The organism is Pseudomonas agarici (assembly GCF_900109755.1).
Classification (GTDB): Bacteria; Pseudomonadota; Gammaproteobacteria; order Pseudomonadales; family Pseudomonadaceae; genus Aquipseudomonas; species Aquipseudomonas agarici.
In genome coordinates this window covers 61,395-78,327 of the sequence record NZ_FOAR01000016.1, presented here as the reverse complement: position 1 = coordinate 78,327, position 16,933 = coordinate 61,395, and the positions used below count along the sequence as shown (strand labels likewise).

The window sequence follows — 16,933 nt, the reverse complement described above, 5'->3', positions numbered from 1 at the left end:
AACACGTGTCGCTGATCGCTTCTGACCACTTCCGCATCATTGTCGGCCTCGGCAAGAGCGGCATGTCCCTGGTTCGCTTCCTGGCGAGCCGGGGCGTTGCCTTTGCGGTGGCCGACACGCGGGACAACCCACCGGAGCTGGCCGCGCTGCGTCGTGACTATCCGCAGGTGGAAGTGCGTTGTGGCGAGTTGGACGTGGAGTTCCTCTGCCGCGCCGACGAGCTTTACGTGAGCCCCGGCCTGGCTCTGGCGACGCCGGCCTTGCAGGCGGCGGCGGCCCGTGGCGTGAAGCTGTCCGGCGATATCGAGCTGTTTGCACGCAACGCCAAGGCGCCTATCGTCGCCATCAGCGGCTCCAATGCCAAGAGTACCGTGACCACCCTGGTCGGCGAGATGGCCGCGGCAGCCGGCAAGCGCGTGGCGATCGGTGGCAACCTTGGCACCCCGGCGTTGGACCTGCTCAGTGACGATGTCGAGTTGTACGTACTGGAGCTGTCGAGCTTCCAACTGGAAACCACCGATCAACTGGGCGCCGAAGTGGCGACCGTGCTCAATGTCAGCGAAGACCACATGGACCGCTACAGCGGTCTGCCGGCTTATCACCTGGCCAAGCACCGGATCTTCCGAGGTGCCAAACAGGTGGTGGTCAACCGCCAGGATGCGCTGTCCCGTCCGTTGATGGGCGAAGACCTGCCATGTTGGACCTTCGGCCTCGGCCAACCGGATTTCAAGGCCTTTGGCCTGCGTGAAGAAGCTGGCGAGAAATACCTGGCCTTCGAGTTCGACAAGCTGATGCCGGTGCGCGATCTGAAGATCCGTGGCGCCCACAACCAATCCAATGCCCTCGCGGCGCTGGCACTCGGGCATGCGGTGGGGTTGCCGTTCGACGCCATGCTGGCGAGCCTGCGGACATTCGCCGGTCTTGAACACCGTTGCCAATGGGTGCGCGAACTCAATGGCGTGAATTACTACAACGATTCCAAGGCTACCAACGTCGGCGCGGCCCTGGCCGCGATCGAGGGCCTGGGCGGCGACATTACCGGCAAGCTGGTATTGATTGCCGGTGGCGATGGCAAAGGCGCGGACTTCAACGGCTTGCGCGGCCCTGTCGCAGCCAATTGCCGTGCGGTGGTCCTGCTGGGGCGTGATGGCGAATTGCTGGCTCAGGCCCTCGGCGATGAGGTGCCGCTGATCCGCGTGCAGACCCTGGACGATGCCGTGCGGCACTGTGCCGAACTGGCCGAGCCAGGTGACGCGGTGTTGCTGTCGCCGGCCTGCGCAAGCTTCGACATGTTCAAGAATTATGAAGAGCGCGGACGCCTGTTCGCCCAGGCCGTGGAGGGGTTGGTATGAACTTCAACATCATCAAGCCTTATCCATCGCCGATCATCACCGGACGGGGTATCGACGTCGATTTTGCGATGCTCGCCGGTTGCCTGGCGCTGCTGGGCCTGGGGCTGGTGATGATCACCTCGGCCTCCTCCGAAGTGGCCGCCGCGCAGTCGGGCAACGCGCTGTATCACATGATTCGCCACCTGATCTATCTGGTCATTGGCCTGGTTGCCTGTGTCGCCACGATGATGGTGCCCATCGCTACTTGGCAGCGCATGGGCTTTATGATGCTGGTGGGCGCTTTCGGTCTGCTGGTGCTGGTACTGCTGCCGGGGATTGGCCGTGAAGTGAACGGTTCGATGCGCTGGATCGGCTTCAGTTTCTTCAACGTGCAACCTTCGGAAATTGCCAAGGTCTTCGTGGTGATCTACCTCGCCGGCTATCTGGTGCGACGGCAAAAAGAAGTGCGCGAAAGCTGGATGGGCTTCTTCAAGCCGTTCATCGTGTTGCTGCCGATGGCTGGGCTGTTGCTGATGGAGCCGGACTTCGGCGCCACCGTAGTGATGATGGGCGCGGCGGCGGCAATGCTGTTTCTCGGCGGCGTGGGGTTATTGCGCTTTGGCCTGATGGTCTTGTTGGCGGTGGTCGCGGTGGTGGTGTTGATCCAGGCGCAACCTTACCGCATGGCGCGCTTGACCACCTTTACCGATCCCTGGGCCGACCAGTTCGGTTCCGGTTATCAATTGACCCAGGCGTTGATTGCCTTCGGTCGGGGTGAATGGCTGGGTGTTGGCCTGGGTAACAGCGTGCAGAAGCAGTTCTATTTGCCGGAAGCCCATACCGACTTCGTGTTCTCGGTGCTGGCCGAAGAATTGGGCGCCGTGGGGTCCCTGTGCACCGTCGCGTTGTTTGTGTTTGTCAGCGTGCGGGCAATGTACATCGGCTTGTGGGCCGAGAAGGCCAAGCAGTTCTTCGCCGCTTATATGGCCTATGGCTTGGCGTTCCTGTGGATCGGCCAATTTCTGATCAATATCGGTGTGAATGTCGGTCTGCTGCCGACCAAGGGCCTGACCCTACCATTCCTCAGTTATGGCGGCAGTTCGTTGGTGATCTGCTGTGTCTGCCTCGGCTTGTTGCTGCGTATCGAGTGGGAGAGTCGAACCCACTTGGGCAGCGAAGATATGGAGTTCGATGAGAGCGACTTTGTGGAGGACACTCCCCATGGGCGCTAACGTGTTGATTATGGCCGGCGGCACCGGTGGCCACGTGTTCCCGGCGTTGGCCTGTGCCCACGAGTTCCAGGCTCAGGGCTACGCCGTGCATTGGCTGGGCACGCCACGGGGCATTGAAAACGAACTGGTACCCAATGCCGGGTTGAAGTTGCACCTGATCAACGTCGCGGGGTTGCGAGGCAAGAGCAAGCTGGCGTTGCTCAAGGCTCCCTTCATCTTGTGTCGCGCCATCTGGCAGGCCTGCCAGGTCATTCGCCAATTGCGGCCAGTGTGCGTGCTGGGCTTTGGTGGCTACGTCACCGGCCCCGGTGGGGTGGCCGCTCGGCTGCTCGGTGTGCCGCTGATCGTGCATGAGCAGAATGCCGTCGCGGGGACCGCCAATCGGCTGCTGGTGCCCATGGCGGCACGGGTTTGCGAAGCGTTCCCGAACACCTTCGGCGTTTCGAGCAAACGCCGCACCACCGGTAATCCGGTGCGTGCCGAGCTGTTCCTGGAAACCCCGCGCCAGGCCTTGGCCGGGCGTCGGGCGCGCCTGCTGATTCTCGGCGGCAGCCTCGGTGCCGAACCATTGAACAAGTTGCTACCGCAAGCCCTGGCCCAGTTGGCGACCGAGTATTGCCCGGAAGTTTTCCATCAGGCCGGGCGCAACCATGAGGAAGTGACCGCCGAACGCTACAGGGCGGTTGGCGTCGAGGCGCAAGTGGCGCCTTTTATCAAAGACATGGCCCAAGCCTATGGCTGGGCCGACCTGGTGGTCTGTCGCGCGGGCGCCCTGACCGTCAGTGAACTGGCTGCCGCCGGTCTGCCTTCATTGCTGGTGCCCTTGCCCCATGCAATCGACGACCACCAGACCCGCAATGCCGAATATTTGGCCGGGGAAGGCGCTGCTTTCCTGCTGCCGCAAAGAACAACTGGCGCCGCCGAGCTGGCGGCACGCCTGACAGAGGTTTTGATGCAACCGCAACGACTGAACACCATGGCGAGCACCGCACGCCGCCTGGCCAAGCCCAATGCGACTCGCACCGTCGTCGAAATCTGCCTGGAGGTGGCCCATGGTTGAAAGTCAGAAAGCCATGCCGCAACCGGAAATGCGCCGTATCCGCCGTATCCACTTCGTCGGTATCGGCGGTGTGGGCATGTGCGGGATTGCCGAAGTGTTGTTGAACCTGGGCTACGAAGTGTCCGGTTCCGACCTGAAAACCTCGCCGGTCACCGAGCGGCTCGAGTCGTTTGGCGCGCAGATCTTTATCGGCCACCGCTCCGAGAACGCCGCCAGCGCCGATGTACTGGTGGTGTCTAGCGCCGTGAACAAGTCCAACCCGGAAGTCGCGACCGCCCTGGAGCGGCGTATCCCAGTGGTGCCACGGGCCGAGATGCTCGCCGAGCTGATGCGTTATCGCCACGGGATCGCCGTTGCCGGTACCCACGGCAAGACCACCACCACCAGCCTGATCGCCTCGGTGTTCGCCGCCGGCGGCCTGGACCCGACCTTCGTCATCGGTGGTCGTCTGAATGCAGCGGGCACCAATGCTCAGCTCGGCACCAGTCGCTACCTGATCGCCGAAGCCGATGAAAGCGATGCCAGCTTCCTGCACCTGCAGCCGCTGGTCGCCGTGGTCACCAACATCGACGCCGACCACATGGACACCTACGAAGGTGACTTCAATAAATTGAAGAAGACCTTCGTCGAGTTCCTCCACAACTTGCCGTTTTATGGCTTGGCCGTGGTCTGCCTGGACGATCCGGTGGTGCGCGAGATCCTCCCGCAGATTGCCCGTCCGACCGTGACCTATGGGGTTCACGAAGAGGCTGATGTGCGGGCGATCAATATCCGCCAGGCCGGCATGCAGACCCACTTCACCGTGCTGCGCCGCGACCGTGAGCCGTTGAACGTGTCGGTGAACATGCCGGGCAACCACAACGTGCTCAACTCCCTGGCAACCATCGCTATTGCCACCGACGAGGGGATCAGCGACGACGCCATCGTCCGGGGCCTGTCGGGCTTCCAGGGCGTCGGTCGGCGCTTCCAGGTCTACGGTGAATTGCCGGTGGACGGCGGTAGCGTGATGTTGGTCGATGACTACGGTCATCACCCAACCGAAGTCGCGGCGGTGATTAAGGCGGTGCGCGGTGGCTGGCCGGAGCGCCGCCTGGTGATGGTCTACCAGCCGCACCGCTACACCCGCACCCGCGACCTGTACGACGATTTCGTCCAGGTGCTGGCCGACGCCAATGTGCTGTTGCTGATGGAGGTCTATCCGGCTGGCGAAGAGGCTATTCCGGGGGCGGACAGTCGCCAGTTGTGCCGTAGCATCCGTCAGCGCGGCCAACTCGACCCGATCTATATCGAGCGTGGCGTGGAGTTGGCACCGCTGGTCAAGCCGCTATTGCTGCCGGGCGATATCCTGCTGTGCCAGGGCGCCGGCGATATCGGCGGTCTCGCCCCGCAGTTGCTCAAGAGTGCGTTGTTCGCCGGCGCCGTTGCCGCAGTCAGCCCGGGGAAATCGAAATGAGCGCTGCTTACGCCCATCTGTTCTCGACGCTCGAGCCAAACGCCTTTGGCCGCGTCGCCGTACTGTTCGGCGGCAAGAGTGCCGAACGTGAAGTTTCGCTGAAGTCCGGCAACGCGGTGCTGGAAGCCCTGCAAAGTGCAGGTGTCGATGCGTTCGGCATCGACGTGGGCGACGACTTCCTGCAACGTCTGCTGCACGAGAAGATCGACCGTGCCTTTATCATTCTTCATGGCCGTGGCGGCGAAGACGGCAGCATGCAGGGCCTGCTTGAGTGCCTGGGGATTCCCTACACCGGTAGCGGCATTCTCGCTTCGGCACTGGCCATGGATAAATTGCGCACCAAACAGGTCTGGCACAGCGTGGGAATTCCGACGCCCCGTCATGCCGTATTGAGCTCGCGGGCCGACTGTATTTGCGCCGCTGCGGAACTGGGTTTCCCGTTGATCGTCAAACCCGCCCATGAAGGTTCCAGTATTGGGATGGCCAAGGTGACCGACGTCGATGAATTGATCGTCGCCTGGAAAGCCGCTGCCGCCTACGATTCGCAAGTGTTGGTCGAACAATGGATCCAGGGTCCGGAGTTCACCATTGCCACCCTGCGTGGGCAGATCCTGCCACCGATCGCCCTCGGCACTCCGCATTCGTTCTATGACTACGACGCCAAGTACCTGGCTTGCGATACCCAGTACCGGATCCCATCCGGGCTCGACAGTCACAAGGAAAAAGAGCTGATGGACCTCACGGCGAAAGCCTGTGAGGCGCTCGGTATCGCCGGTTGGGCGCGTGCCGATGTGATGCAGGATGCCGACGGGCAGTTCTGGTTCCTGGAAGTCAACACCGCTCCGGGCATGACTGACCATAGTCTGGTGCCGATGGCGGCACGGGCGGCCGGTCTCGATTTTCAGCAGTTGGTGCTGGCGATTTTGGCCGAGAGCGTTGCAGCTCATGCCGCCAGTCACTTAGAGCCGCGAGGTTAACCCCATGCACGGCGCGCAGATTCGTCACCCGTCCCCCGTCCCCAGCCGTAACAAGCCGGTGCCGCGGGGTGCCAGCCGCATGGTGGCTAAAGAGCCGATGTCGGTGCGTCTGCCAAAAGCCAATTTCGGCTTCCTGAAGCGCTTGATGTGGCCGGTGTTGCTGGTAGCCATGGGTTTTGGCACTTATGAAGGCGCCCAGCGCCTGTTGCCTTATGCGGACCGACCGATCAGCAAGATCAACGTCCAGGGCGACCTCAGCTACATCAGTCAGCAGGCGGTGCAGCAGCGTATCGCGCCCTACGTCGCGGCGAGCTTCTTCACCATCGACCTGGCGGGCATGCGCGCCGAGCTGGAGACTATGCCCTGGATCGCCCACGCCGAAGTCCGGCGTGTGTGGCCGGACCAGGTGGCGATTCGCCTGGAAGAACAGTTGCCGGTGGCTCGCTGGGGTGAGGAAGCGTTATTGAACAACCAGGGCCAGGCCTTCGCGCCACGGGAACTGGCCAACTATGAACACCTGCCGCAGCTGTTTGGCCCACAGCGGGCTCAACAGCAGGTGATGCAGCAGTATCAGGTCCTGAGCCAGATGTTGCGCCCGCTGGGCTTCTCCATCGCCCGGCTGGAACTGCGTGAGCGGGGCAGTTGGTTTCTGACCACCGGCGCGGGAAGCGCGGGACCAGGTATCCAGTTGTTGTTGGGCCGCGATCATCTGGTCGAGAAGATGCGCCGTTTCATTGCCATTTATGAAAAAACGTTGAAAGAACAGATTACGAACATTGCCAGCATCGATCTGCGTTACTCCAACGGCCTGGCCGTCGGATGGCGGGAACCTGTGGCGCCCGTGACGGCCAAACCCGCCGTTGCGAAGAATTAAGAAGAGGCAGGACCATGGCAAACGTGCAAAGCGGCAAAATGATCGTCGGGCTGGATATCGGCACCTCCAAGGTGGTGGCGCTGGTGGGCGAGGTCGCGGCCGATGGCACGCTGGAAATCGTCGGCATCGGTACCCATCCCTCACGCGGCCTGAAGAAGGGCGTTGTGGTGAATATCGAGTCCACCGTGCAGTCGATCCAGCGCGCGGTAGAAGAAGCGCAACTGATGGCCGGCTGTCGGATCCACTCGGCGTTCGTCGGTGTGGCCGGCAATCATATTCGCAGCCTCAATTCCCACGGTATCGTCGCGATCCGTGATCGCGAAGTCAGTTCGGCGGATCTCGAACGGGTACTGGACGCGGCCCAGGCCGTGGCGATTCCGGCTGACCAGCGAGTCCTGCACACCCTGCCGCAGGACTATGTGATCGACAACCAGGAAGGCGTTCGCGAGCCCCTGGGCATGTCTGGCGTGCGCCTGGAAGCCAAGGTCCATGTGGTCACCTGTGCGGTAAACGCGGCACAGAACATCGAGAAGTGCGTGCGCCGCTGCGGTCTGGAAATCGACGACATCATTCTTGAGCAACTGGCATCCGCCTACTCGGTGCTGACCGACGATGAGAAAGAGTTGGGCGTCTGCCTGGTGGATATCGGCGGCGGCACCACCGACATTGCGATTTTCACCGAAGGCGCGATTCGCCACACCGCGGTGATCCCGATTGCCGGCGACCAGGTGACCAACGACATTGCCATGGCATTGCGCACCCCGACCCAGTACGCCGAAGAGATCAAGGTCCGCTATGCCTGCGCCTTGGCCAAGCTGGCCGGTGCCGGTGAGACCATCAAGGTCCCGAGCGTCGGTGATCGTCCGCCGCGCGAGCTGTCTCGCCAGGCCTTGGCCGAAGTCGTCGAGCCGCGCTACGACGAGCTGTTCACTCTGATCCAGGCCGAGCTGCGTCGCAGTGGCTACGAAGACTTGATCCCGGCTGGGATCGTGTTAACCGGCGGTACTTCGAAGATGGAAGGTGCGGTCGAGCTGGCCGAGGAAATTTTCCACATGCCGGTGCGTCTAGGCGTGCCACACACCGTCAGAGGGTTGTCGGACGTGGTGCGCAACCCGATCTATTCGACTGGGGTCGGACTGTTGCTGTACGGGCTGCAAAAACAGTCGGACGGCATTTCCCTGTCCGGCTACAACAGCAGCAACAGAAACGACTATCGCGACGAAGAACAGAAAGCTCCGGTGCTGGAGCGCTTGAAGCGCTGGGTACAGGGCAACTTTTAAAGTTTCAAAGCAGTAACGGTTTCAAAGCAGTAGAAGTAGGCAAAAAAACTAGAGAATGAAAGGAGAGGGAACATGTTCGAACTCGTAGACAACGTCCCACAAAGTCCGGTAATCAAGGTTATCGGCGTCGGCGGTGGCGGCGGCAACGCTGTTAACCATATGGTCAAGAGCAACATTGAAGGCGTCGAGTTCATTTGCGCCAACACCGATGCCCAGGCGCTGAAGAACATCGGCGCGCGGACCATCCTGCAACTGGGCACCGGCGTGACCAAGGGCCTTGGCGCTGGCGCCAACCCGGAAGTCGGCCGTCAGGCCGCTCTGGAAGACCGCGAGCGTATCGCTGAAGTGCTGCAAGGCACCAACATGGTCTTCATCACCACCGGCATGGGTGGCGGTACCGGTACCGGTGCTGCGCCGATCATCGCCGAAGTGGCCAAGGAAATGGGCATTCTCACCGTTGCGGTGGTGACCCGTCCATTCCCGTTCGAAGGCCGCAAGCGCATGCAGATCGCCGATGAGGGCATCCGCGCACTGAGCGAAAGCGTTGATTCGTTGATCACTATTCCCAACGAGAAGCTGCTGACCATCCTAGGCAAGGACGCCAGCCTGCTGTCGGCGTTCGCCAAGGCTGACGACGTATTGGCCGGTGCCGTTCGCGGTATTTCCGACATCATCAAGCGTCCGGGCATGATCAACGTCGACTTCGCCGACGTCAGGACCGTGATGAGTGAAATGGGTATGGCGATGATGGGCACTGGCTGCGCCAGCGGTCCGAACCGCGCACGCGAGGCCACCGAGGCGGCAATCCGCAACCCGTTGCTCGAAGACGTGAACCTGCAAGGTGCGCGCGGCATCCTGGTGAATATCACCGCCGGTCCTGACCTGTCCCTGGGTGAGTACTCCGACGTGGGTAGCATCATCGAAGCCTTCGCTTCCGAGCACGCCATGGTCAAGGTCGGTACCGTTATCGATCCGGACATGCGCGACGAGCTGCACGTGACCGTCGTCGCCACCGGCCTGGGAGCGAAAATCGAGAAGCCGGTCAAGGTGATCGACAATACCCTGCAGGCTACGCAGTCCGCTGCCGCGGCGCCTGCCCGTCAGGAACTGCCGTCGGTGAACTACCGTGACCTGGACCGTCCGACCGTCATGCGCAACCAGGCCCAGGCCGGTGCCGCGACTGCCGCGAAGATGAACCCGCAGGATGACCTGGATTATCTGGACATCCCGGCTTTCCTGCGTCGCCAGGCCGATTGATGAAATGTATCAGGAGTATTAGGGTGATTGGTGTTCAGCAAAGGCCTGGTCTGCTATCATCGCCAGCCTTTGTTGATACCTGTTCGCAATTTGCGCTGAAGCGGCCCATGCCATGATTAAACAACGCACCCTGAAAAATATTATCCGTGCTACAGGTGTCGGCCTGCACTCCGGGGAGAAGGTCTACCTGACCCTCAAGCCAGCGCCTGTGGATACCGGCATTGTGTTTTGTCGCACCGACCTCGACCCTGTGGTGCAGATTCCTGCACGCGCGGAAAACGTTGGTGAAACCACGATGTCGACCACGTTGGTCAACGGTGACGTCAAAGTGGACACGGTGGAGCACCTGCTCTCGGCCATGGCCGGACTGGGCATCGATAACGCCTACGTCGAGCTCTCCGCGTCCGAAGTGCCGATCATGGATGGTAGTGCCGGACCCTTCGTATTCCTGATCCAATCTGCTGGCCTGGAAGAACAGGACGCAGCCAAGAAGTTCATCCGTATCCTGCGTGAAGTCACAGTGGAAGACGGCGACAAGCGCGCCACTTTCGTGCCTTTCGAAGGCTTCAAGGTAAGCTTCGAGATCGATTTCGATCACCCGGTGTTCCGGGACCGCACCCAGAGTGCCAGCGTGGACTTTTCCAGCACTTCGTTCGTGAAAGAAGTCAGCCGCGCCCGTACCTTTGGTTTCATGAGTGATATCGAATACCTGCGCAAGCACAACCTCGCACTCGGCGGTAGCGTGGAAAACGCCATCGTGGTCGATGCAGACGGTGTTCTGAACGAAGACGGCCTTCGTTATGAGGACGAATTCGTCAAGCACAAGATCCTGGACGCCATTGGTGACCTCTACCTGTTGGGCAATAGCCTGATTGGTGAGTTCAAGGGCTTCAAGTCGGGCCATGCGCTGAACAACCAACTGCTGCGCAAGTTGATTGAGCAGACCGATGCCTGGGAAGTTGTGACCTTCGAAGACGCCAGCACCGCGCCGATCTCTTACATGCGTCCTGTTGCGGCCGTGTAACGACTCTCTCCTTTTGTTGTATTTGAAAACCGCCTTCGGGCGGTTTTTTTTAGGGTGCGCACCTACAAGGAACGCTTCTGGCGGTTGCTCAGGCTGGGAGGTAGATCCCAAAGGTATTGATGCCGTCGCCGCTGTGCACGAACACATCGCCGCCGTGCATCAGCGCGATTGCCTGGACAATGGCCAGGCCCAGGCCGTGATTGGCGCCGCTGTTGCTGCGCGAAGCGTCGACTCGATAGAAGCGCTCGAACAGGTGTGACAGGTGTTCGCTGGCAATGGTCTCGCCGGGATTGGACACGGCGATTGCCACGTGCTCGCCCTCTTGGCTGATGCGCACCTCGATCACCTGGCCGGGCGCGGTGTGTTGCACCGCATTGCTCAGCAGATTGATCAGGGCTCGGCGCAAATGTGCAATCTCGATCCGCACCTGCGCATCGCCATGGACCTGGACTTGCACCTGGGCGTCTTCGAGGATGAAGTCCAGGTAATCCAGGGTCGTCGCGACTTCCCCGGCCAGGGATGTGCTGATCAGCTGGGTGGCCTTGCTGCCCTGGTCGGCGCTGGCCAGGAATAGCATGTCATTGATGATCGAACGCAGGCGCTCCAGTTCTTCGAGATTCGATTGCAGCACTTCGAAATAATGCTCGGCGGAACGCCCTCGGGTCAGCGCTACTTGGGTCTGGCCGATCAAGTTGGTCAGCGGCGAGCGCAGCTCATGGGCAACATCGGCATTGAACGATTCCAGCCGCGAATAGGCCTGCTCCACTCGTTCCAGGGCTGAGTTGAACGAGTTGACGAACTGGTTGAGTTCCGGCGGCAATGACGACAGTTGCAGGCGTCCGGCCAAGCGGGGTGGCGCCAGTTTGTGGGCTTCCTGGGATAGCTTGATCAGCGGCTTGAGGCCGATTCGCGCCACCCAGTAACCCAAGGCCGAAGCCATTAGCACGCCGACGATGGCCAGGCTGATCAGGGCGATCAGCAAGCGATGCTGGGTCTGCCAGAACGTCTCGGTATCGATGGCGATCAGAAATTGCAGCGGTGGCCGCTGGTCCTTGGCCGGCATGGTGTTGAGCAGCACCTTGAACGGGTTAGTGTGTCCCGGTAGGCGGATGTCGCGCATGCCCTGGGGGCCGGCGGCGAAGGCGCGGATCTGCGCGTCGGGACTGCCATATTCATAGCGGGGATCGCTGCTGACCACCCAGAAGCGGATGCGCTTGTCTTCTTCAGTCAGTTGCCTGAGCTTGGCGCGGACCTTTGCCCAGTGGTCCTGAGTGCCGAAGCGATTGAGCGACGACTCGAGCACGCTGTAGCGCGCATCCAGCTCAGCTTCGGGCAACAGGTCCAGGCCCCTGTCGACCTGCAGGTAGAGGGCGCCGCCAATCAACAGGAACACCAGCATCGCCACCAGGCTGAACAGTCCGCTCAGACGCAGGGCGATAGAGTTAGTCGACACCACGACTCTCCAGCACATAGCCCATGCCGCGAATGGTGTGCAGCAGCTTTTGTTCGAACGGCCCGTCGAGCTTGGCGCGTAAGCGCTTGATCGCCACTTCGACGACATTCGCGTCGCTGTCGAAATTGATATCCCAGACCATTTCGGCAATCGCTGTTTTTGATAGGATTTCCCCTTGGCGCCGAGCCAGTACGCTGAGCAGCGAGAACTCCTTGGCAGTCAGATCCAGGCGATTGCCAGCCCGGCTGGCTTTGCGGCTGATCAGATCGACCCACAGGTCGGCGACGCTGATCTGCACCGGCTCGTGACCGCCGCCGCTACGCCGGGTCAGGGCCTGCAGGCGGGCCACCAGTTCGAGAAAGGAGAACGGTTTGCCGAGGTAATCGTCGGCTCCGTCGCGCAGGCCACGAATGCGGTCCTCGACACGCTCCCGGGCAGTAAGCATGATCACCGGGGTCTGCTTGCGCGCCCGCAGTGCCTTGAGCACGCCGAAACCGTCGAGCTCGGGCAACATCACATCGAGGATGATCACCGCGTAATCGCCTTCCAGTGCCAGGTGCAGTCCATCGACACCGTCGCGCGCTAGGTCGACGGTGTAACCCTGTTCCGTCAGGCCGCGATGCAGGTAGTCGGCGGTTTTTTCTTCATCTTCGATAATCAACACACGCATGACCCAGCCTCAATGAGTGATCGCCGGCACGTTGGCCGATTGGGGCCCGTGGAAAAGCCGCTCCAGCCACAAGTATATGACGGGGGTGGTAAACAGCGTCAGCGCCTGGCTCACCAGCAGGCCGCCGACCACCGCGATACCCAAGGGTTGACGCAACTCGGCGCCGGTCCCGTGGCCGAGCATCAGCGGCAGGGCGCCGAGCAGGGCCGCCAGGGTGGTCATGATGATCGGCCGGAATCGGGTGATACAGGCCTTGTAGATCGCTTCCTCCGGCGACAATCCACCACGCTGGGCTTCGAGGGCGAAGTCGATCATCAGGATGCCGTTCTTTTTCACAATGCCGATCAGCAGCACCAGGCCGATCAGCGCCATGATCGAGAAGTCCTGGCCTAACAGCCACAACATGATCAGCGCACCGAGGCCGGCGGACGGCAGGGTGGAGATGATCGTCAGCGGATGCACGAAACTTTCGTAGAGCACCCCGAGGATGATGTAGACCGCCACCAGCGCGGCGAGGATCAGCCACGGCTGGCTCGCCAGGGAACTCTGGAATGCCTGGGCCGCGCCCTGGAAATTGCCGCTGATGGAAGCGGGCATGCCGATCTCGTTCTTCGCCTGGTCGAGTAACAGCACCGCATCGCCCAGGGCCACGCCGGGCGTCAGGTTGAACGACAGGTTGGCGGCTGGGAACATGCCGTCGTGGGCGATGGACAGCGGACCGCTGGTGGGCACGTCGAAGCGCGCCAATGCCGACAGCGGGACCATTTCACCGGTCAGCGGCGAGCGCAGATAGAAGTAGCTCAGGCTCTCGGCCTTGCCGCGCTGGGCGGCGTCCAGTTCAAGAATGACGTTGTACTGATTGGTCTCGGTCTGGTACTCATTGATCTGGCGCTGGCCGAAAGCGTCGTAAAGGGCCTCGTCAACATCGCTGGCGGTCAGGCCGAAGCGCGCGGCGGCACTGCGATCAATGTTGATATGGGTGATGCTGCCGCCCAATTGCAGGTCGTTGGACAGATCGCGAAACGCCGGATGACCCCGTAGTTTCTCGGTCAGGCGTTGGGTCCAGGTATTGAGTGTGTCACCGTCGTTGCTCTTGAGCACGTATTGGTATTGGGCGCGGCTCGGGCCGGAACTGAGGTTGATGTCCTGGCCTGCCCGCAGGTAAAGGACGATGCCCGGAATCCTCATCAGTTGCGGGCGAATCCGATCGATAAAGGCGCTGGCGGACACATCGCGCTGTTCCTGCGGCTTGAGGGCGATCCAGAAACGGCCGGTGGCGATGGTCTGGTTACTCCCTGAAACCCCCACCGAATGGGAGAATGTCTGCACCGCCGGGTCGGCTGCGACGATCTCGGCGAGGGCTTTGTGCTTAGCCACCATCTCGGTGAAGGATATATCGGCGGCGGCCTCGGTGGTGCCGAGGACAAAGCCTGTGTCCTGGACCGGGAAAAACCCTTTGGGAATGAACACATAGCTGGCAATGGCCAGACACAGTGTCACGCAGAACAATCCGAACATGGTTTTCTGGTGTGCCAGGGCGCGCCGCAGGCCGCGCTCGTAGAGGGCCAGCAGGCGTTCGCTGAAGGTTGCTTTCGAGTGCTGGTCATGCACAGGTGCACGCATGAACAGCGCCGCCAGGGTCGGTGCCAGAGTCAGCGAAACCACCACCGAAATGAGGATAGTCGAGGTGGCGGTCAAGGCGAACTCCTTGAACAGCCGGCCGACCACGCCGCCCATGAACAGCAGCGGGATAAAGGCTGCGATCAGCGAGAAACTGATGGACACCACGGTAAAGCCGATCTCGGTGGCCCCCTTGATCGCCGCTTCACGCATGCCGTCACCGGCTTCGAGATGGCGGTGGATGTTTTCCACCACGACGATGGCATCATCCACCACGAAACCTACGGCGATGACGATTGCCACCAGGGTCAGGTTGTTCAGGCTGAAGCCCAATACATACATCAGCGCAAAGCTGGCCACCAGCGATACGCCGAGCACGGCAGAGACGATCAGGGTCGCCGACAACTGGCGCAGGAACAGCGCCATCACCGCCACCACCAACAGGATGGCGATCAGCAGGGTCATTTCCACTTCATGCAGCGAGGCGCGGATGGTCTGGGTACGGTCGATCAGCACCTTGACCTGCACCGAGGCCGGCAGCATGGCCTCCAGGCCGGGCAAGGCCGCCTGGATACGGTCCACGGTATCGACGATGTTGGCTCCCGGCTGACGGGAAATCACCAGGCTCACGCCCGGCTCGTCGCCGGACCAGGCCTGCACATAGGCGTCCTCGGAGCCACGGATCACCTGGGCAATGTCCTTGAGTTGGACCGGTGCGCCGTTCTTGTAGGAGACGATCAACTGGCCGTATTCCTCCGGCTGAAACAGTTGGTCGTTGGTCGACAAAGTGGAGATGCTCGATTGCCCATAGAGCGCGCCCTTGGCCAGGTTGAGGCTGGTTTGCTGGATCGCCAGGCGAATGTCCGCCAGCGTCAGGCCGATGGCCGCCAGCTTGTCCGCCGAGGCCTGGACGCGGATTGCCGGGCGCTGCTGGCCGGTGATATTAATCTGGCCAACACCTTCGATCTGGCTGAGCTGGCGGGCCAGCAGGGTTTCGGCGTAGTCGCTGAGCTCGGTGCCGGGCATTTGGTTGGAGCTGACACTGAGGATCAGCACCGGACTGTCGGCCGGGTTGACCTTACGCCAGGTTGGCAGCGTTGGCATGTCTTTGGGCAGTTTGCCCGAGGCGGTGTTGATCGCCGCCTGGACTTCCTGGGCGGCGGTGTCGATGCTCTTGTTGAGCGTGAATTGCAGCGTCAGGTTAGTCGATCCCAGGGCGCTGCTAGAGGTCATCTGGGTCATGCCGGGGATGGCGCTGAACTGCACTTCCAGTGGCGTTGCCACTGAGGATGCCATGGTCTGCGGGCTGGCGCCGGGCAACTGGGCAGAGACCCGGATGGTCGGGAATTCAGCCTCCGGCAGGGGCGCCAGGGGCAAGCGAGGGAAGGCGATCAGCCCGAGCAGGACCAGGGCGAAGGTGAGCAGGATGGTCGCTACCGGATGATCGATGCACCAGGCGGAAACACCGCGACTTTCCTTGATCATGGCTTGGGTTCCACCGCCACGGTCTGCTCCACCAACTTGGGCTTGTCGAGTATTGCCACCTGCGAATTGGGCTTGAGCCGCGACTGGCCGTCGCTGACCAGCAGATCGCCGGCCTCGACGCCCTCGATGATATTCAGCTCACTGTCCTGGTAAGGCACTTGCACCGGAACCACTTCCACACCCTGATCCTTGACCCGGTAGACAATGTAACCGTCCATGCCACGCTGCACCACCGTCGGCGGCACCACCAGGGCGTCGCGCTCCAGCGCAGTCTGGATCTTGATGTTCACCAATTGGCCTGGCCAGAGTGTCTGCGTTGGGTTGCTGAATTCGGCTTTGGCTTTAATGGTGCCGGTGGTGGCCGCAACCTGATTGTCGATCAGCGTCAGGTGACCGGCGCCGAGCAACGTACTGGCATGTCCGTCGTCACCCAGGTAAGCATCCACCGAGGCCGGTTTGGCGGCACCGAGCAGTCGTTGCAGGGTCGGCAGCATCTGCTGGGGCAGGGAGAACTCCACGGCGATCGGATCGATCTGGGTGACGGAGAACAGGCCCAGGGCATCGTTCATACGCAAAAAGTTGCCTTCGTCCACGGCACGGATACCGACTCGGCCGGTGACCGGCGAATGAATCTGGGTATAGGAGAGTTGCACCTGGGCGGCGGCAATCGCGGCCTGGTTGCCCTGGGCGGTGGCCTGGAGCTGATTGACCAGCGCTTGTTGTTGGTCGTAGGTCTGTTTCGAAATACCGTTATCGACACTCAGCAACTTGTAGCGCTGGAGATCAACTTGCGCCACCTGCAGTTGCGCCTGGCTCTGCGCCAGCATGGCCTTGGCCTGGGCCAGATTGGCCTGGATCGAACGGTCGTCGAGCGTTGCCAGCAGGTCTCCGGTCTTGACCAGTTGCCCTTCCTTGACCAACACGCGGGTCAGGATACCGTCGATCTGCGGGCGAATCACCACGCTGTGCAGCGACAACACCGTGCCGATCCCCCTGGCGTAGCGCGGCACATCCCGTTGCGTGACATGGACCACCTTGACCGGTATCGCCAGGTTGCTGGCCGGTTTGACATGGGCTGGACGGGTCAGCTTCCAGGTCACTCCGGCGGCCACCACCAGAATCACGACAAGGCCCAACAGGTTTTTTTTCTGGATGTGCATGCTGTCAAAACGCCGGGATCAGGAATGGGAAGGTCAATCTGGCAGAACAGTAGCCTT

13 protein-coding genes are annotated in these 16,933 nt (G+C 61.5%); 9 read left to right on the top strand and 4 right to left on the bottom strand.

Annotation, left to right across the window (positions count from 1 at the left end; genetic code table 11):
• The first annotated feature begins 5 nt into the window (after positions 1 to 5).
• The 9 genes from murD to lpxC all read left to right on the top strand — a co-directional run bounded on the left by murD (position 6) and on the right by lpxC (position 10,488).
• The gene (murD, locus tag BMX68_RS15815) at positions 6 to 1,352 is read left to right on the top strand and encodes a UDP-N-acetylmuramoyl-L-alanine--D-glutamate ligase (protein WP_017132672.1); all 1,347 of its coding nucleotides are present in this window, start codon (positions 6 to 8) and stop codon (positions 1,350 to 1,352) included.
• Positions 1,349 to 2,563 carry a putative lipid II flippase FtsW gene (gene ftsW / locus BMX68_RS15810; protein WP_017132673.1) on the top strand — a complete coding sequence of 405 codons (1,215 nt, stop codon included), beginning with the start codon at positions 1,349 to 1,351 and terminating at the stop codon, positions 2,561 to 2,563. Before murD ends, ftsW begins: the two co-directional genes overlap by 4 nt.
• Positions 2,553 to 3,623 carry an undecaprenyldiphospho-muramoylpentapeptide beta-N-acetylglucosaminyltransferase gene (gene murG / locus BMX68_RS15805; protein WP_074862353.1) on the top strand — a complete coding sequence of 357 codons (1,071 nt, stop codon included), beginning with the start codon at positions 2,553 to 2,555 and terminating at the stop codon, positions 3,621 to 3,623. Before ftsW ends, murG begins: the two co-directional genes overlap by 11 nt.
• Positions 3,616 to 5,076 carry a UDP-N-acetylmuramate--L-alanine ligase gene (gene murC / locus BMX68_RS15800; protein ID WP_017132676.1) on the top strand — a complete coding sequence of 487 codons (1,461 nt, stop codon included), beginning with the start codon at positions 3,616 to 3,618 and terminating at the stop codon, positions 5,074 to 5,076. The genes murG and murC overlap by 8 nt, the downstream gene beginning before the upstream one ends.
• The gene (locus BMX68_RS15795; protein ID WP_017132677.1) at positions 5,073 to 6,053 is read left to right on the top strand and encodes a D-alanine--D-alanine ligase; all 981 of its coding nucleotides are present in this window, start codon (positions 5,073 to 5,075) and stop codon (positions 6,051 to 6,053) included. The genes murC and BMX68_RS15795 overlap by 4 nt, the downstream gene beginning before the upstream one ends.
• 4 nt (positions 6,054 to 6,057) lie before the next feature.
• Positions 6,058 to 6,927 carry a cell division protein FtsQ/DivIB gene (locus BMX68_RS15790; RefSeq protein WP_017132678.1) on the top strand — a complete coding sequence of 290 codons (870 nt, stop codon included), beginning with the start codon at positions 6,058 to 6,060 and terminating at the stop codon, positions 6,925 to 6,927.
• Positions 6,928 to 6,941: 14 nt separating this feature from the next.
• A complete protein-coding gene (gene ftsA / locus BMX68_RS15785; RefSeq protein ID WP_017132679.1) occupies positions 6,942 to 8,207 on the top strand; it encodes a cell division protein FtsA in 1,266 nt (421 codons plus the stop codon).
• 72 nt (positions 8,208 to 8,279) lie between these two features.
• Positions 8,280 to 9,464, top strand: a complete 1,185-nt coding sequence (ftsZ, locus tag BMX68_RS15780) for a cell division protein FtsZ (protein WP_017132680.1) — start codon at positions 8,280 to 8,282, stop codon at positions 9,462 to 9,464.
• Between the two features lie 112 nt (positions 9,465 to 9,576).
• Positions 9,577 to 10,488, top strand: coding sequence for a UDP-3-O-acyl-N-acetylglucosamine deacetylase (gene lpxC, locus BMX68_RS15775; RefSeq protein ID WP_017132681.1), 912 nt, complete (start codon positions 9,577 to 9,579; stop codon positions 10,486 to 10,488).
• Between the two features lie 88 nt (positions 10,489 to 10,576).
• Here lpxC and BMX68_RS15770 read toward each other — a convergent pair whose 3' ends face one another.
• From BMX68_RS15770 to BMX68_RS15755, 4 genes are read right to left on the bottom strand one after another with little or no spacing between them, the layout of a single operon-like run.
• A complete protein-coding gene (locus BMX68_RS15770; protein WP_017132682.1) occupies positions 10,577 to 11,941 on the bottom strand; it encodes a heavy metal sensor histidine kinase in 1,365 nt (454 codons plus the stop codon).
• A complete protein-coding gene (locus BMX68_RS15765; protein ID WP_017132683.1) occupies positions 11,931 to 12,611 on the bottom strand; it encodes a heavy metal response regulator transcription factor in 681 nt (226 codons plus the stop codon). The genes BMX68_RS15770 and BMX68_RS15765 overlap by 11 nt, the downstream gene beginning before the upstream one ends.
• Positions 12,612 to 12,620: 9 nt before the next feature.
• On the bottom strand, positions 12,621 to 15,716 hold the full coding sequence (locus tag BMX68_RS15760; protein WP_017132684.1) for a multidrug efflux RND transporter permease subunit: 3,096 nt from the start codon (positions 15,714 to 15,716) through the stop codon (positions 12,621 to 12,623).
• On the bottom strand, positions 15,713 to 16,876 hold the full coding sequence (locus BMX68_RS15755) for an efflux RND transporter periplasmic adaptor subunit (protein WP_017132685.1): 1,164 nt from the start codon (positions 16,874 to 16,876) through the stop codon (positions 15,713 to 15,715). The genes BMX68_RS15760 and BMX68_RS15755 overlap by 4 nt, the downstream gene beginning before the upstream one ends.
• Positions 16,877 to 16,933 lie beyond the last annotated feature (57 nt).

Coding starts and splice junctions, on each gene's coding strand:
- ftsW (WP_017132673.1), top strand. CDS start 1,349: ATGAACTTCAACATCATCAAGCCTTATCCATCGCCGATCATCACCGGA.
- murG (WP_074862353.1), top strand. CDS start 2,553: ATGGGCGCTAACGTGTTGATTATGGCCGGCGGCACCGGTGGCCACGTG.
- murC (WP_017132676.1), top strand. CDS start 3,616: ATGGTTGAAAGTCAGAAAGCCATGCCGCAACCGGAAATGCGCCGTATC.
- BMX68_RS15795 (WP_017132677.1), top strand. CDS start 5,073: ATGAGCGCTGCTTACGCCCATCTGTTCTCGACGCTCGAGCCAAACGCC.
- BMX68_RS15790 (WP_017132678.1), top strand. CDS start 6,058: ATGCACGGCGCGCAGATTCGTCACCCGTCCCCCGTCCCCAGCCGTAAC.
- ftsA (WP_017132679.1), top strand. CDS start 6,942: ATGGCAAACGTGCAAAGCGGCAAAATGATCGTCGGGCTGGATATCGGC.
- ftsZ (WP_017132680.1), top strand. CDS start 8,280: ATGTTCGAACTCGTAGACAACGTCCCACAAAGTCCGGTAATCAAGGTT.
- lpxC (WP_017132681.1), top strand. CDS start 9,577: ATGATTAAACAACGCACCCTGAAAAATATTATCCGTGCTACAGGTGTC.
- BMX68_RS15765 (WP_017132683.1), bottom strand. CDS start 12,611: ATGCGTGTGTTGATTATCGAAGATGAAGAAAAAACCGCCGACTACCTG.
- BMX68_RS15760 (WP_017132684.1), bottom strand. CDS start 15,716: ATGATCAAGGAAAGTCGCGGTGTTTCCGCCTGGTGCATCGATCATCCG.
- BMX68_RS15755 (WP_017132685.1), bottom strand. CDS start 16,876: ATGCACATCCAGAAAAAAAACCTGTTGGGCCTTGTCGTGATTCTGGTG.